The 14,454-nt window shown below is 73.9% G+C and carries 10 protein-coding genes; 7 read left to right on the top strand and 3 right to left on the bottom strand.

All coding sequences use genetic code 11. From position 1 onward, the window contains the following. The first annotated feature begins 278 nt into the window (after nt 1-278). The 3 genes from ABZ924_RS02345 to ABZ924_RS02335 all read left to right on the top strand — a co-directional run bounded on the left by ABZ924_RS02345 (nt 279) and on the right by ABZ924_RS02335 (nt 4,521). A complete protein-coding gene (locus ABZ924_RS02345) occupies nt 279-959 on the top strand; it encodes a ferric reductase-like transmembrane domain-containing protein (protein WP_361902746.1) in 681 nt (226 codons plus the stop codon). Between the two features lie 215 nt (nt 960-1,174). After that, the gene (locus tag ABZ924_RS02340; protein WP_361902743.1) at nt 1,175-1,957 is read left to right on the top strand and encodes an ABC transporter ATP-binding protein; all 783 of its coding nucleotides are present in this window, start codon (nt 1,175-1,177) and stop codon (nt 1,955-1,957) included. Then, nucleotides 1,957-4,521 carry an FtsX-like permease family protein gene (locus ABZ924_RS02335; RefSeq protein WP_361902740.1) on the top strand — a complete coding sequence of 855 codons (2,565 nt, stop codon included), beginning with the start codon at nt 1,957-1,959 and terminating at the stop codon, nt 4,519-4,521. Before ABZ924_RS02340 ends, ABZ924_RS02335 begins: the two co-directional genes overlap by 1 nt. 81 nt (nt 4,522-4,602) lie before the next feature. On the opposite strand, the gene ABZ924_RS02330 is transcribed toward ABZ924_RS02335, so the two are convergent. Then, nucleotides 4,603-5,610, bottom strand: coding sequence for a TauD/TfdA family dioxygenase (locus tag ABZ924_RS02330; RefSeq protein ID WP_361902737.1), 1,008 nt, complete (start codon nt 5,608-5,610; stop codon nt 4,603-4,605). Between the two features lie 226 nt (nt 5,611-5,836). Here ABZ924_RS02330 and ABZ924_RS02325 point away from each other — a divergent pair, with 226 nt between their 5' ends. Next, on the top strand, nt 5,837-6,610 hold the full coding sequence (locus tag ABZ924_RS02325; protein WP_361902734.1) for a 4'-phosphopantetheinyl transferase superfamily protein: 774 nt from the start codon (nt 5,837-5,839) through the stop codon (nt 6,608-6,610). Nucleotides 6,611-6,761: 151 nt separating this feature from the next. Then, nucleotides 6,762-7,304: a hypothetical protein gene (locus ABZ924_RS02320; RefSeq protein WP_361902731.1), complete on the top strand. Its 543-nt coding sequence runs from the start codon at nt 6,762-6,764 to the stop codon at nt 7,302-7,304. A 33-nt stretch (nt 7,305-7,337) separates the two neighbouring features. Here ABZ924_RS02320 and ABZ924_RS02315 read toward each other — a convergent pair whose 3' ends face one another. After that, nucleotides 7,338-9,200, bottom strand: a complete 1,863-nt coding sequence (locus tag ABZ924_RS02315; protein WP_361902728.1) for a BTAD domain-containing putative transcriptional regulator — start codon at nt 9,198-9,200, stop codon at nt 7,338-7,340. Between the two features lie 167 nt (nt 9,201-9,367). Beyond that, nucleotides 9,368-9,817 (bottom strand): Lrp/AsnC family transcriptional regulator, encoded by a 450-nt coding sequence (locus tag ABZ924_RS02310; protein ID WP_361902725.1) that lies wholly within the window; start codon nt 9,815-9,817, stop codon nt 9,368-9,370. A 138-nt stretch (nt 9,818-9,955) separates the two neighbouring features. On the opposite strand from ABZ924_RS02310, the gene ABZ924_RS02305 reads away from it, so the two are divergent. Then, a complete protein-coding gene (locus ABZ924_RS02305; RefSeq protein WP_361902723.1) occupies nt 9,956-10,960 on the top strand; it encodes an asparaginase in 1,005 nt (334 codons plus the stop codon). A 78-nt stretch (nt 10,961-11,038) separates the two neighbouring features. Continuing rightward, nucleotides 11,039-14,305 carry an NACHT domain-containing protein gene (locus ABZ924_RS02300; RefSeq protein ID WP_361902720.1) on the top strand — a complete coding sequence of 1,089 codons (3,267 nt, stop codon included), beginning with the start codon at nt 11,039-11,041 and terminating at the stop codon, nt 14,303-14,305. Nucleotides 14,306-14,454 lie beyond the last annotated feature (149 nt).

Here is a 14,454-nt window from a genome sequence, read left to right as displayed (position 1 = left end):
CGACACTTGCGGCGGGGGCCCGGCCAATCCAGCCTCGCCGACGCTTGCGGCGGGGGTCCGGCCAATCCAGCCTCGCCGGCGTTTGAGGCGCGGGGTCCGGGGCGGAGCCCCGAAAGGGCTCCGGGCCGCGCCCGTTCCCCCGCCCGGGCGGCCCGATCCAGCCTCGCCGGCGTGAGGCGCGGGGGTGCGGGGCGGCGCCCCGGAGCCCCGGGCGCGCCCGTTCCGTACCCCCGGCCCGACCTCCCCGCACGGAGTCCCACCACCCCCCGGAGCCCCCCATGGCCCACACCACCACCCGCCCGACCGAACGGCCGACCCCGACCCCGACCCCGCCCCCCGCCCGGCCAGGGCCCCCGCACACGCCCGCCCCCGGCGCCCCCGCCGTCACGGCCGGCCTGGCCGCCGTAGCCGCACTGCTCGCCGTCGGGGCCCTCGCGGGCGGCGCCCTGCAGGAGTTCCTCGACGAGATGGCCGGGGTCTTCGCCCTGGTCGCCCTCAGCTGCTCGGTGATGCTGGGCCTGGCCACCGTCTTCCGCGACGTCCTCTCCCCGACCCACCGCACCCTGGCCCAGCACCTCCACCGTGCCGCCGCCGTGGCCGGCGTCGGCTTCCTGCTGATCCACATCGGCGTCAAGGTGGCCGGGGACCGGATCGCCGCGAGCGAGGCCGTGCTCGGCTGGGGGAGCGGCGACCGCCTCGTCGACCTCGGCACCCTCGCCGCCCAGCTGTTCGTCCTCGCCCTGCTCACCGGCCTGTGGCGCGGCGTCTTCGCCACCCGCCGCTGGATCCGGCCCTTCCGGATCCTCCACGGCCTGGCCTACGCCGGCTGGCTCGCCGGCCTCGTGCACGGACTCGGCGCCGGCCGCACCCCGGCCCCGTGGGTGGTCGCCTCCTACGCCGTGTGCGTGGCGGCCACCGCCGCGGCGCTGGTCGTCCGCTGGACCAGAAACCGCCGCTGACCCACCCCACCCCGCCCCACCCCACCCCGCCCGCCCCGCCCCACCCACCCCGATCCGGCCGAAGGCACCCCGCCTTCGGCCGGAAACGCATGCCCGGCCCCGCCGCCGTAGAGCCGATATAGATCCGACCCCAAGGATCGAGGGTGTTGCCTCCGCCACACGCGGATCGTGCTGCTGATGAACCCCCCTCAAAGCCTTGGAAGGACTGGTCGCGCATGAGGACCGAGACGAACAGCCTCCGCCGACAGAGCGCCGGCACCGGATCCCCGGGATTCGCGCTGCGCATGGACGCGGTCGTGAAGGAATACGGAAAGAGCGGCCGCGGCGTGCGCGCCCTGGACGGCGTCTCGGTCGGCATCCAGCGCGGCTCGTTCACGGCCGTCATGGGACCCTCCGGATCCGGCAAGTCCACCTTCCTGCACTGCGCCGCAGGCCTGGACAAGCCGTCCAGCGGCCGCGCCTACATCGGCGACACCGAGCTCGGCGGGATGAACGAGACCCAGCTGACCCGGCTGCGCCGCGAACGCATCGGCTTCGTCTTCCAGGCGTTCAACCTGATCCCGGCCCTGTCGGTCCGGCAGAACGTCGAGCTGCCGCTGCGCCTGGCCGGAGAGCGCCTGGACCCGGGCTGGCTGGAGGAGATCCTGCAGCGCGTCGGCCTGGGCGGCCGCGCCACGCACCGCCCGGCCGAGCTGTCCGGCGGCCAGCAGCAGCGCGTGGCGATCGCCCGCGCGCTGATCACCCGCCCCGACGTCATCTTCGGCGACGAGCCGACCGGCGCCCTCGACACGGTGACGGCGAAGGAGATCCTCGCCCTGCTGCGGTCCTGCGTCGACGAGACGGGCCAGACGGTGGTCATGGTCACCCACGACCCGGTCGCCGCCTCCTACGCCGACACCGTCCTCTTCCTCGCGGACGGCCGGATCGTCGACACCATGCACTCCCCGACCGCCGACCGCGTCGCCGACCGCATGACCCACCTGGGAGCGTGGGCCTGATGCTGCGCTACGCACTGCAGACGCTGCGCGCCCGCAAGGGCGGCTTCATCGGGGCGTTCCTCGCCCTGTTCTGCGCCGCCGCACTGGTCACGGCCTGCGGCATCCTCCTCGAGACGGGGCTCAGGGGCACCATCGGCACCGAGCGCTACGCCGGCGCCCCGGTCGTGGTCGGCGGCGACCAGAACGTCCACCAGGTCACCACCAAGGAGAAGAAGAAGGGCAAGACCAAGACGAAGGAGAAGGCCAAGCCGCTCGGCGAGCGCGTCTGGCTGCCCGCCGACACCGCGGCGAAGCTCGCCGCGCTGCCCGGCGTGAAGGCGGCCCTGCCCGAGCTGACCTTCCCGGCGTACGCGGTCACCGGCAAGGGGCAGGTCCTGCCGGGCGTCGACGGCAAGCCCTCGTACGGGCACGCCTGGACCTCGGCGGCCCTGACCCCCTTCACCCTGGCCGAGGGCGCGGCCCCGGTCGGCGCCGACGAGGTCGTCGTGGACCGGGAACTGGCCCGGCGGGCCGGCCTGAAGCCCGGCGCCGAGCTGACCGTGCAGTCCACCGACTCCCCCCGCACGTACCGGATCACCGGCATCGCGGCCCCCGCGGGCGGCGACCTGAAGCAGCAGACCTCGCTGTTCTTCTCCGACACCGAGGCCGAGCGGCTCTCGGGCCGCGAGGGCGAGGTCGCCGTCGTCGGCGTGCTGCCCAAGCAGGGCGTGTCCACGGCGGAGCTGGCCGGGCAGGTCAGGAAGGCCCTGGACGGGAGCACCGCCCAGGTGGCGACGGGCGGCGACCGCGGCCCCGTCGAGTTCCTGGACGCGGCCAAGGCCCGGATCAAGCTGGTCTCCATGGGCGGTGCGATCGGCGGCACCTCGCTGCTCGTCGCGATCCTCGTGGTCGTCGGCACCTTCGCCCTGTCCATCCAGCAGCGCTACCGCGAGCTGGCGCTGCTGCGCGCCATCGCCGCCACCCCCAAGCAGGTCCGCCAGCTCATCGGCCGCGAGGCGCTGATCGTCGGCGCGTTCGCCGGTGTGCTCGGCTCGGTCACCGGACTGCCCATCGCCTACTGGCTCCACGGCAAGTTCGTCGGCTTCAAGGCGATCCCGGACACCCTCGAGGTCACCTTCAGCGTGTTCCCGTTCTTCGCCGCGATCGGCGCGGCCCTGCTCGGCGCCTGGGCCGCCGCGCGGATCTCGGCCCGCCGCACCGCGCGGATCCGGCCCGCCGAGGCCCTGTCCGAAGCAGCCATGGAGCAGCGGAACTTCGCGTGGGGCCGGCTCGGCGCCGGCGCGGCCTTCCTCGCCGGCGGCATCGTGCTCCTCGCGGTCCTCGCCGCGCTGCGCACCGAGCCCGCCTCCACCCCGGTGACGTTCCTGTCGGTCGTGGTGCTCGCGGTGGCGGTCTCGCTGCTCGGCCCGCTGATCGCCCGGATCGCGGTCGCCGTCCTGGGCGTGCCGCTGAGGGCGTCCCGGGTGGGCGGCTACCTGGCCACGGCCAACGCCCGCGCCAACACCAAGCGGCTCTCCGCCGCGATCACCCCGCTCGCCCTGCTGATCGGCATGGCGTGCACGGTGTTCTTCGTCCAGACCACCATGGGAGCGGCGGCCACCGAGCAGGCGAAGGCCGGCAACAAGGCGGACTGGGTCGTCGGCTCGGCCGGCCCCGGCGTGCCCGCGCAGGCCGCGGACAAGCTGCGACGGGTGCCCGGCGTGACCGCGGTGACCGAGGTCGTACGCACCTCCGTGCGCGTCGGGCTGGAGAAGTACCCGGCGCAGGGCGTCTCCACCGACGGCCTGACCCGCACCTGGGATCCGGGCGTCACCGGCGGCAGCCTGGACGGCTTCGGCGACAAGAGCGTCGCGCTCAGCGAGGTCGCCGCCGACAACCTCGGCAAGAAGCCGGGCGACACCCTGAAACTGACCCTCGGTGACGGCACCGAGACCGAGCTGACGGTCTCCGCGGTCTACGAGCGGGGCCTCGGCTTCGGCGATCTGACGATGTCCCACGCCCTGGTCGTACAGCACGTCGACAACCCGCTGGCCTCCTCGCTGCTGGTCAAGACGGCCGGTGACGGCCGGGCCGGCCGGGGCGAGCTGCAGAAGGCGCTCGGCGGCCTGCCCGGCGTCGGCGTCCTGGACCGCAGCCAGGTCGAGGACCTGCAGGCCGAGGTCCAGCAGTCCAACGCCGAGGTCAACTACGTCGCCATGGGCCTGATCATCGCCTTCACCGCGATCGCCGTGGTCAACACCCTGGCCATGTCGGTATCCGACCGCACCCGCGAGTTCGCCCTGCTCCAGCTCGTCGGCACCACGCGCCGCCAGGTGATGGGCATGCTCCGGATCGAGTCGGCCCTCGTGGTGATCATCTCGGCGGTGCTGGGCACCGGGATCGCCTTCGCGGTCCTGACCGCCTTCAGCATCGGCATGACGGGCTCCGCCTCCCCGGCCATCGACCCCTGGATGTACCTGGGTGTCCTCGGCTTCGCGGCGCTCCTCGCGGCCCTGGCCACGCTGGTCCCGGGCCGGCTGGCCCTGGCCGGCCGCCCCGCCGACGTCATCGGCTCGCGCCAGTAGGCCCCGTACGGCCGGAGGGCCGGCCCCCTGTGGGGGCCGGCCCTCCGTGCGTTCGCCTCGGCTGCGCGGGGTCGGCTGCCGTCAGTTGAGGACGGCGCCGCCGCCCTTGCGGTCCACCCGGCTGCGCCGGTGGTCCAAGTGCGCGTACACCCGGTGCAGCCAGCGGTCCTGGCCGTCGTAGCGGGGGGTGAAGGAGGTACGGCCGTGCACCGCGAGCCGGTTGTCGACCACCGCGAGGTCACCGACACGCAGGGCCAGCGCGGACATCGTCCGCATGAACGCCTCGCGCAGCTCGCCCATGGCGGCCGCCGCCTCGTCGTCCAGCGGGTGCGTGGCGGCGAAGTCCACCAGGACGTTGGGGTCCTCGGGGTCCCCGACGAGCACCGGGTGGGCCGGGGTCACCGAGTTCAGGTCGCCGAAGGACGGCGGCGGCTCGGTGAGGAAGCGCGGGGCCGAGAGCACCGACACGGTCCGTCCGGACAACAGCGGCAGCGCCCGCCGGATCGAGGACGTGCACAGCTTCGCATCGCCCGTCGGGTCCTCCCGGACGCAGAGCAGGCCGACGTAGTCGGGCTTGTTGTCGTGGAATGCGTTCTCCACGTGGAGTTCGAGGAGAACGGAACCCGCATTGCTCTGGGAATGCTCGCTGCCCGGCACGGGAACGACGTTCTGCACGAGCGCGCCGGTCTTTTCGCTGCGATAGGCGATGACCTCGCCGAGCTGGAGCATCGCCGCGGTCACCAGAGCCGAGGCGACGGCCGGCACCCGTTCCACGGAACCCGGTACGGTCGGCGTCACCGGCAGCGGGTCGCGCCCGACCACCGGCATGTTGCGCAGCAGCAGCACCCCGTCGGGGCCCGCGTCGTGCCGGAACCGGCGCAGCATCGCCAGCACCGGGCGCGGCAGCATCGCCGAGGCGTCGCGGACCGTGTCCAGCCAGGCCGGGTCGTCGATCAGGGCGGGGGAGGAGGCCAGTACGTCGGCCGCCAGCGCGAGCATCGCATCGCGCTCGGTGTCCGTCAGCGTCATGGCGCCCGGCACGGTCGACGCCGAGCCGAGGGTGAGGGTGTCCTCTTGCATGTGAGGCATGAAAGAAATTCCTCGGGTCGATGAAAGGGTGACCCGAGCAATGTTCCGGACCCGAACTATCCCATTCCTATGGGAAAGCGGCCGCGGGCGGCCGCGGCGACAGGTATAGGCGAGCAATAGTCGGCCGCACCATGCTCAGGGGGCGGCTTTGTCTCCGTAATGTCCCGGAAGACGCGAAGGGCCGCGTGACCGCACCGTCCGACGGGGGAGAAGGAAGGGGGATTTCATGGCGTTACGCGAGGAAGGCGCCCCCGGCACGGCGATGGCCGTGGCCGGCGCGCTCGCCGCCCGGGGCGAGGCCCACGTCTGGTTCTGGCGGCCGCCGGAGCACACCGACCCGGCCGATCTGCCGCTGCTGGACACCGAGGAGTTCCGGCGGGCCCTGTCCCTGCCCGCCGAACGGGACGCCGCCGCTTTCGTCCGCTCCCGGGCCGGCGCCCGGCAGGCGCTGGCCGGCCTGTTCGGCCTCGACCCCGGGCAGCTCGTCCTGGGCCGCCGGGCGTGTCCCGGCTGCGGCGACGGCAGCCACGGCCCGCCCCGGCTCGTCGTCCCCTACCTCCCGCTCGTGCTGAGCATGAGCCGTACCGCCGGCGCCTGCGTCTTCGCGGTCGGCGCCGGCTCCGCGATCGGCGTGGACGCCGAGGCGCTGCGCCCCGTACGCCCGGCGGCGATGACCGACCCCGACCTGACCCCGGCCGAGCGGCGGCACCTGGCCGCACTGCCGGCCGGCCCGGAGCGGGACGCCTCGTTCCACCGCATATGGACCCGCAAGGAGGCCGTGGTCAAAGCCGTCGGCCTCGGCCTGTCCGGCACCGAACTGGGGCTGCTGGAAACCCATCCGGCCCGCTCCGGCCCGGTGCGGGTCATCCACACCCACCGCGGCCGGACCACCGCCTGGACCGTGGAGGACCTCCCGCTCGCCGAGGGCGTCGCGGTGGCGCTGGCCCGGCCGGCCGGTCCTGCCGCGCACGGCCCGGTGTACCGGCACGCGGACCACTGAGCCGTCCCGTACGCCGTCCCGTACGCGGGCCCGTACCGCGGCCCCGCCGTACACCGCGGCGCACCCTGCCCGCCCCGCCCGTACTCCGGGCACCGCCCGCACTGCCGCCCGTATCCCGCCCCGAACCGCCTCAGCGAAAGGCCGTCCCGCCATGACCGTCGAGTCCCTCTTCCCCGTGGACCAGCTGCTCACCGACCCGGCCGCCGGCGCTTCAGGCGCTCCCGGCGTTCCCGTCCCGACCCCCGAGGACCTGGCCGCGTACTTCGCGCTGATCGCCGAGGCCGTCGAGCGCGACGACCCGGGCCCGGCGGCCCGCGGCGGCTGGGAGGAGCGCGAGCGGCTGCGCTTCTCCACCTGGGTCCGCCAGGTCTACGCCCACCCGCTCTCGCCGGCCGTCTTCGCGCTCCCGGCGGACCGGTTCATCCGCGGGGTCCGGCTGCGCGAGGCCGCCGAGCTGGCCTTCCGCATCGACGTCGGCCGGGCCCGGGCCAAGGCCCCCAAGCCGTCCGCCGAGGTGCGGGCCACGGCGGCCGTCGCGTCGGCCTGGGCGATCGCGGCGGACGCGCTGTCGCGCTCCCCGCGTCCGCCGCGCGAGCGAGTCGTCGCCGACGTGTGGACGATCGTACGGGAGACCATCGAGCCCGCACTGCGGCCGACCGGCACGGTGTTCGCGCGGTCGCACAGCTCGTGGTGAGCGCCGCCGGTCCGCTGCCCTGCGCCGTACCGCTCACCGCACCGCGGAGGGGAGGGCCCCGCCCGCGCTCAGCTCACGGGTCGTCAGCGAGCCCGCCAGCAGCCTGACGAGGTCGTTGCACCGGTACAGGGGGCGTCCCTGGCGGTCCAGCCCGGACAGCTCCAGCAGCGCGCAGTCCACGAGGGAGTCCAGGGCCGACTCGGCCTCCTCCTCCGCGGTGCCCAGCACCAGGGCCGCGTACTGCGCCGAGAACGGCTCGCCGTCGCGGTCGACGAGTCCCGTCAGCGCGGACAGCTCCGGGCCGCCGAGGCGTCGTACGGAGTGCACCAGCGCCTCGCGCACGCTCACGTCGCCGAAGGCCAGCTCGCCGAGGCGCGTGTCCGGGTCGGCGAGCCGGGCCGCCAGCCGCGACACCGGCCAGTGCGGCCGGGCCGCGAGCCGGGCGCCGGTGACGGTCAGCGCCAGCGGCAGGCCGGCGCAGTACGCCACCAGGTCGTCGGCGGCGTCCGGTTCGGCCTCCAGCCGGTCGCGGCCGGCCAGCGAGGCCAGCAGCTCCAGCGCCTCGTCGTCGTCCACGGGGGCGAGCGCGGTGGTGTCCGCGCCGGCCACCCGGGCGAGCCGGGCCTGACTGGTGATCAGGACGGCGGCCTCGGGCCCGCCCGGAAGCAGCGGGGCCACCTGGCGGTCGCCGACCGCGTCGTCGAGGACGAGCAGCAGCCGGGCGTCGGCGGTGCGGGTCCGGTACAGCCGGACCAGCTCCTCCAGATCGTCCGCGGCGGCCGGCGCCGGCTCGCCCAGCGCGCGCAGCAGCCGGACCAGCACCTCGGCGGGCTCCTTCGGGGTGCCGTCCGGGTGGCAGAGCTCGGCGTACAGCTGCCCGTCGGGGAAGCGCGCGGCGCAGTCCTGGGCCGCGCGCACCGCGAGGGCCGTCTTGCCCACCCCGGGCATGCCGGTGATCAGCAGCCGGCGGGGGCGGCCGTCGTCGCGGGTCAGCCGCTCGCGCAGCAGGACCAGTTCGGCCCGCCGCCCGGTGAACTCCCCGTACGGGGCCGGCAGCATCGCCGGTACGGCCGCCGCGGCGGCCGGAGCGGCCGTACCGGCGGCGGGGGCGGCAGCGGCGGAGGCGGCCGCGGCAGCGGGTGCGGCGGCGGCCGGGCCGAGCCCGAGGTCCCCTCCGAGCACCGCCTGGTAGGTGGAGCCGAGCGCCTCGCCCGGGTCCACGCCGAGCTGGTCGGCGAGGACGGCGCGGCCCTCGTAGTAGGTGTGCAGGGCGTCGGCCTGCCGTCCGCAGCGGTACAGGGCCGTCATCAGCTGCGCCCGCAGCCGCTCCCGTACGGGGTGCTCGGCGACCAGGCCGGTCAGCTCGGCGGTGACCTGCTCGTGCCGGCCGAGGGCGAGGTCGGCCTCGATCCGGCTCTCGAGCGCGATCATCCGCGCCTCCTCCAGCCGGGGCAGCTCCGCCTCGATCATCTGCTCGGTGGTGTTGGCCAGTGCGGTGCCCCGCCACAGCTCCAGTGCGTCCCGCAGCAGGGCGCCCGCCTCCTCGTGGCGCCGCTCGGCGAGGGCCTCGCGGCCCAGCCGGTCGAGCCGGGCGAACTCGCCGAGGTCGATCCAGGCGCCGGGCGCGTGCAGCACGTAGCCGGGCTGGCGCCGGACGATCTCGGCCTCCTCGCCGAGGTGCTTGCGCAGCCTCGACATGTACGTGTAGATCTGCGCGCTGGCCGTGGCCGGCGGGTTCCACCCCCACAGCAGGGCGCTCAGCCGGGCATCGGAGACCACGCGGCCCTCGGAGAGCAGCAGCGCGGCCAGCACCGTATGCACCTTGGAACCGGAGAGCGGGATCGTGCTGCCGCCTCCCCGTTTGGCCTCGACCGGCCCGAGAAGCCGGAAGTCCATGCGGCACCCCCTTCTGGTGTGAGCATCCGTTCTGGATCCAGAAGGTAGGAGGGGGCCTTATTGGCGGGTTATCACGACGACCGCCACCGCTATCGGCGGGGGCGTCGGCCCGTTGACGGGGCCGGTCACACGGGCAGGCGGACGGTGTCACACGGGGAGGCGGGCGGTCACACGGGGAGCCCGGTCGGCCCCTTGATCCGCTTCATGATGATCTGCGAGTTGACCTCGGTGACCCCCGACAGCGCGGTCAGCTTCTCGATCCACAGCCGCTCGTACGCGCGCAAGTCGGCGACGGCGATGCGCAGCAGGCAGCCGGGGCTGCCGAAGAGCCGGTAGGCCTCGATGACGTCGGGGATGTCCTGCAGGGCCGCCTCGAAGGCCTCGACGGCCTCGCGGTCGCGGCGCACCTCGACGGAGACCAGCACCTCGAAGCTGCGGCCCACGGCGTCGGGGTCGATCACCGCCCGGTAGCCCTGGATCACCCCGTCCTGTTCGAGCTGGCGCACGCGGCGCATGCAGGGGGAGGGGGTGAGGCCCACGCGCTGGGCCAGCTCCTGGTTGCTGAGCCGCCCGTCGGCTTGGAGCTCGCGCAAGATTTCGCGATCAATGGCATCCATGGCGCAATTATCCCCCACGGAATCAACCGGAATCCGTCAAACCGGCAATCGAATTGCGCACAGAACTCCCTATCATTGCTGACTTCAGCACATCAGCACACGTGTACGAGGTATCACCCGTACTGGGGAAGGGTGGCCATGGGGCGGATCGTCGTCATCAGCACCGGCGGAACGATTGCCAGCCGCTGGCAGGGCAACGGCTTCGCGGCCGACGCCGACGGCCGGGAGGTCATGGCCACCGCGCCGCTGCCCGAGGGCACGACCGTCGAGGTCGTCGACCTGTTCCGGGTGAACAGCCCCCGGCTGACCACCGCCCACCAGCTGACCCTGCTGCGCACCGTGCACGAGGTGCTCGCCGACCCCGGCGTCGACGGCATCGTCGTCACCCACGGCACCGACACCCTGGAGGAGTCGGCCTTCCTGGTCGACCTGCACCACCACGACGAGCGCAGCGTTGTCTTCACCGGCGCACAGCTGCCCATGGGCACCGCCGAGGGCGACGGACCGGGCAACCTGTACGACGCCCTGCTCACCGCGGCCACCACCCGCGGCCTCGGCGTCCTCGTCAGCTTCGCCGGGCGCGTGCACGCGGCCCGCGGCACGGTCAAGACCCAGGCCGTCGCCCTGGACGCCTTCGCCGACCCCTCCCGCGAACTCCTCGGCAAGATCGGCTTCGGCAAGGTCACCCTGCTGCGCACGACCCGGCGCCCGCAGCCGCTGCCGGTGCCGGCGATGCCGGAGGTGCCGCCGCGGGTGGACATGGTGATGCACCACGCCGACGGCGACGCGGTGCTGTTCGAGGCCGCGGTCGCGGCCGGGGCCCGCGGCATCGTCCTGATCGGCACCGGCGCGGGCAACGCCACCCCGGAGATCGTGGACGCGGTCCGCGCGGCGGTGGAGCGCGGCGTCCTGGTGGCCCTCACCACCCGGGTCGCGGCCGGCCCGGTCACCGAGATCTACACGCACGGCGGTGCGGTGGACCTGGTCGCGGCGGGCGCGGTCCCGACGGGCACCCTCCGCGCCGGCCAGGCCCGCATCGCGGTCCTGACGGCCCTCCTGGCCTCCGACGACACCGCGGAGCGCACCCGCATCCTGCGCGAGACCCTCAACCCGGCGGAACAGGAAGCCCTGGTCGAGGCGTAGCCGCTCGCCCAAACCCCGGCGGAGCCGGACCCGGGCGCCTAGGATCCCCACAACGGACTCGACGTTGCGGGGGGATGCATGGAGCCCGGGATCATCGGCACCCGACTGGCCTCGGCGGCCATCGGACCCCTGGTCAAACGGCTGTTCGCGGCCGAGGGCAGCGGCGCCGGCCTCGTCGACAAGCCGATCCGGATCTCCGGCTACGTCTCCTTCAAGGGCGAGAAGCGCTCCCTGACCGATTCCGACCTGAGCACCCTGGCCGACAAGCTGGTCCGCCAGGCGCTCCGCACGGGCGGCGAGCGGCCCATCGCCGCGGACGAGCAGCAGGCGGTGGCCGACGCCCTCGCCACCACGCTGCACGCCCTCGGCGACGTGACGCTGACCGACCTGGAGGCCGTACGGCTCGGCGCCGCAGCCTTCGCCAAGGAGCTGCGGCGGGCGGCCGGCCGCCCCGAGCGCCACCTGAGCGCCGACGCCACGTACTTCTACGAGCGCCTCCTCGACGCCGCGTGCCTGCACATCCTGCACTTCTTCACGCAGCGCTCGACGTTCGTCGCCCACACGCTGGTCCAGCAGACGCGCGACCTCGCCGAACTGACCGCCGGAGTCGACGAGCTGATCCGCCGCAATCCCCTGCCCGGCACCGAGGACGCCGCCTTCGAGCAGCAGTACCTGCCGTACGTGGCCAAGAAGCACGGCAAGCTGACGATCTACGGGATCGACCTCGGCAACTCGCCGAAGCGGTGGCCGCTGGACGTGGCTTACCTGAGCCTCGAAGCGACTTCGGCCTCGCCGTCAGCGTCGTCCGTCGTGCAGGAGGCGCTCCGCCTCTTCCACCAGCATCCCCTGGAGGCGCAGCTGGCCCTGTTCCGTGCCGCCGCCTCCCTGCTGCCTGCTGATCAGGCCTTGGCCGACAGTCCCCGCGTGCTGCTGCGCGGCGAGGCCGGGTCGGGCAAGACCACCCTCGTGCAGTGGCTCGCCGTCTCCGCCGCCCGCCAGGACCTCGCGCCGCAGATGGCGTACCTGGAGGACCGCATCCCGTTCGTCCTGCCGCTGCGCACCCTGACCCGCCACGGCGAACGGCTCCCCGCCCCCCGTGACTTCCTGACCGCCGTGGGCTGCGCTCTCGGCGAGGTCCAGCCCGAAGGCTGGGCCCACCGCGTCCTCGCCGCGGGACGGGGCGTGGTCCTCGTGGACGGCATCGACGAGATCCCCGACCGGGAGCGGGAACGGGCCCGCAGCTGGCTCCGGGACCTGATGGACACGTACGGCGGCGACAACCGCTGGCTCGTCACCTCCCGCCCCTCTGCCGTGGGAGCGGACTGGCTGACCGAGGACGGCTTCGCCGAGCTGACCCTCTCCGCCATGGGGCCCGCCGAGATCGCCACCTTCATCAGGCGCTGGCACGACGCGGCGCGCACCGGCGCGGAGGACGACGCCGACCTCAAGGTGTACGAGGCCCAGCTGCTCGCCGCCGTCCGCACCAAGCCAGATCTCGGCCGGCTGGCCACCAACCCCCTGATGTGCGGGCTGATCTGCGCCCTGCACCGGGACCGCCGCGGGTACCTCCCGCACGGCCGCAAGGACCTCTACGAGGCCGCCCTCTCCATGCTGCTCAGCCGCCGCGACCGCGAACGCGACATGCGCGGCCCGGACCTCAGGGAGGAACCGCAGCTCGAACTGCTCCAGCGCCTCGCGTACTGGCTGATCCGGAACGGCCGGACGGAGATGGACCGCTCCCGGGCGCAGGACATCATCGCCCGGGCCCTACCCGCTGTTCCCGAAGCAGCGGCCTTGGGCGAAGCGCCGGCGGTCTTCGACCACTTCCTCCAGCGCAGCGGCCTCCTGCGTGAACCGGCGCCCGACACCGTGGACTTCATCCACCGCACCTTCCAGGACTTCCTGGGAGCCCGGGCCGCTGTGGAGGAGGGCGACTTCGGGCTGCTCACGGACCACGCCGCCGACGACCAGTGGGAGGACGTGATCCGGATGGCGGTCGCGCTCGCCCGGCCCGGTGAGCGCGTCCGGCTCTTCCGCGACCTGCTCGCCCAGGGGGACCGGTCCACCGAGCGGCGTACCAAGGCCCGCATCTACCTGCTGGCCGCGGCCTGCCTGGAACACGCCACCACTCTCGACCCCGAGGTGCGGTCTGCCGTGGAGGAGCGCACCGCCACCCTTATCCCGCCGCGGAACGAGCAGGAGGCGCGCGCCCTGGCGGAGGTCGGTCCGCTGATCCTGGGCCTCCTCCCCGGCCCGGAGGAGCTCGACGACGAGGCGGCTTACCACGTGGTGATCGCGGCCTCGCACGTCAAGTCGGAAGCCGCGGTCACCTTCCTCGCCCGGTTCGTCGCTCATCCCTTCCTGCCGGTCCGCTCCCAGCTCATGTGGGCCTGGTCCCGGTTCGACGCCGCGGACTACGCCGACGAGGTCATCGCCCGCCTGGATCCGAGCGGTCTCCGCTACACCGTCGGGTCCGACGAACAGCTCCGCCACCTGGAGCGCCTGGAACTCCGACCGGACTGCCTGGACATCAGGAGCGGCGTTTCGGGGCAGGCGCTGGAGGCGTTCCTCGTCAGGTACGGCCTCAAGGAGATCGATCTCACGCGTGCCACCGTGTCCGATCTGAGCTTTCTGGCGGGGCAGTCCGCCCTGGAGTCCCTGACCGTCAGCGACTGCGCGAGCCTGACGGATCTTTCCGCGATCAGCAGCCTGCGGATCCGGTGGCTGGTCATCGCGCACCCCGGCCCGAATCTCGATCTGCGCCCCGTCTCACGGATGCCGGAGCTGCGGTCCCTCGTCCTCCACGGTCCCGCCGCCGTGCGCTGGTCCGCGGAGAACCTTCCCCTGGGTGCCCCCCTGACCGAACTGGTGGTCTCGGGCGAGGTGCGTCCCGCGCATGCGCTCAAGGGTCTCGGAAAGCTGGCCGGCCTCGGTGTCCTGGACCTCAACCCTGCATCGAGTCCGGCCTCGGCCGCCGACTGGCTTGAGATCCTGGCCCTGCCCCTTTTCGAGCTCAGGGTGTCCGCCTCCTCGATCGAGACGCTTCCGGTCGAGGTGGTGCTGCCCGGTGTCGAGAGGCTGGCCCTCTTGGGCGGGGACGGGGAACGGGCGATCCAGGCGGCCGTCCGCCGCCTGCCCTCGGCCTTCCTCGCACTGCAGGAGCTCCACCTGGCCGGGGACTTCAGCGCGGAGGCGAACATCGACCTTGCACCGCTTGCCGGGCTGACCGGACTTCGGACGATCCACGTCGAGACCGGCCCCGACCGCATCCGCGGTGCCGACGCACTTCCGCCGCAGGTGCGTGTGTACGCCGGGCCAGGCAAATCCAGCCCGCGCGGCGCTTGAGCGCACCGGGCGCGCAGCGCCCGGGCCTTTCGGCCCCGCCGGGGGCATCCCAGCCCCGCCGGGGGCATCCCAGCCCCGCCGGGGGCATCCCAGCCCCGCCGGGGGCATCCCAGCCCCGCCGGGGGCATCCCAGCCCCGCCGGGGGCATC

The sequence above is a fragment of the Streptomyces sp. NPDC046876 genome (assembly GCF_040645035.1).
GTDB lineage: Bacteria > Actinomycetota > Actinomycetes > Streptomycetales > Streptomycetaceae > Streptomyces.
This window is presented reverse-complemented; position numbering and strand designations above follow the sequence as displayed.

Excerpts from the sequence above, each read along its gene's own strand:
- ABZ924_RS02320 (WP_361902731.1), top strand. The coding sequence starts at position 6,762 with ATGACCGTCGAGTCCCTCTTCCCCGTGGACCAGCTGCTCACCGACCCG.
- ABZ924_RS02330 (WP_361902737.1), bottom strand. The coding sequence starts at position 5,610 with ATGCCTCACATGCAAGAGGACACCCTCACCCTCGGCTCGGCGTCGACC.
- ABZ924_RS02315 (WP_361902728.1), bottom strand. The coding sequence starts at position 9,200 with ATGGACTTCCGGCTTCTCGGGCCGGTCGAGGCCAAACGGGGAGGCGGC.
- ABZ924_RS02305 (WP_361902723.1), top strand. The coding sequence starts at position 9,956 with ATGGGGCGGATCGTCGTCATCAGCACCGGCGGAACGATTGCCAGCCGC.
- ABZ924_RS02325 (WP_361902734.1), top strand. The coding sequence starts at position 5,837 with ATGGCGTTACGCGAGGAAGGCGCCCCCGGCACGGCGATGGCCGTGGCC.
- ABZ924_RS02345 (WP_361902746.1), top strand. The coding sequence starts at position 279 with ATGGCCCACACCACCACCCGCCCGACCGAACGGCCGACCCCGACCCCG.
- ABZ924_RS02310 (WP_361902725.1), bottom strand. The coding sequence starts at position 9,817 with ATGGATGCCATTGATCGCGAAATCTTGCGCGAGCTCCAAGCCGACGGG.
- ABZ924_RS02300 (WP_361902720.1), top strand. The coding sequence starts at position 11,039 with ATGGAGCCCGGGATCATCGGCACCCGACTGGCCTCGGCGGCCATCGGA.
- ABZ924_RS02335 (WP_361902740.1), top strand. The coding sequence starts at position 1,957 with ATGCTGCGCTACGCACTGCAGACGCTGCGCGCCCGCAAGGGCGGCTTC.
- ABZ924_RS02340 (WP_361902743.1), top strand. The coding sequence starts at position 1,175 with ATGAGGACCGAGACGAACAGCCTCCGCCGACAGAGCGCCGGCACCGGA.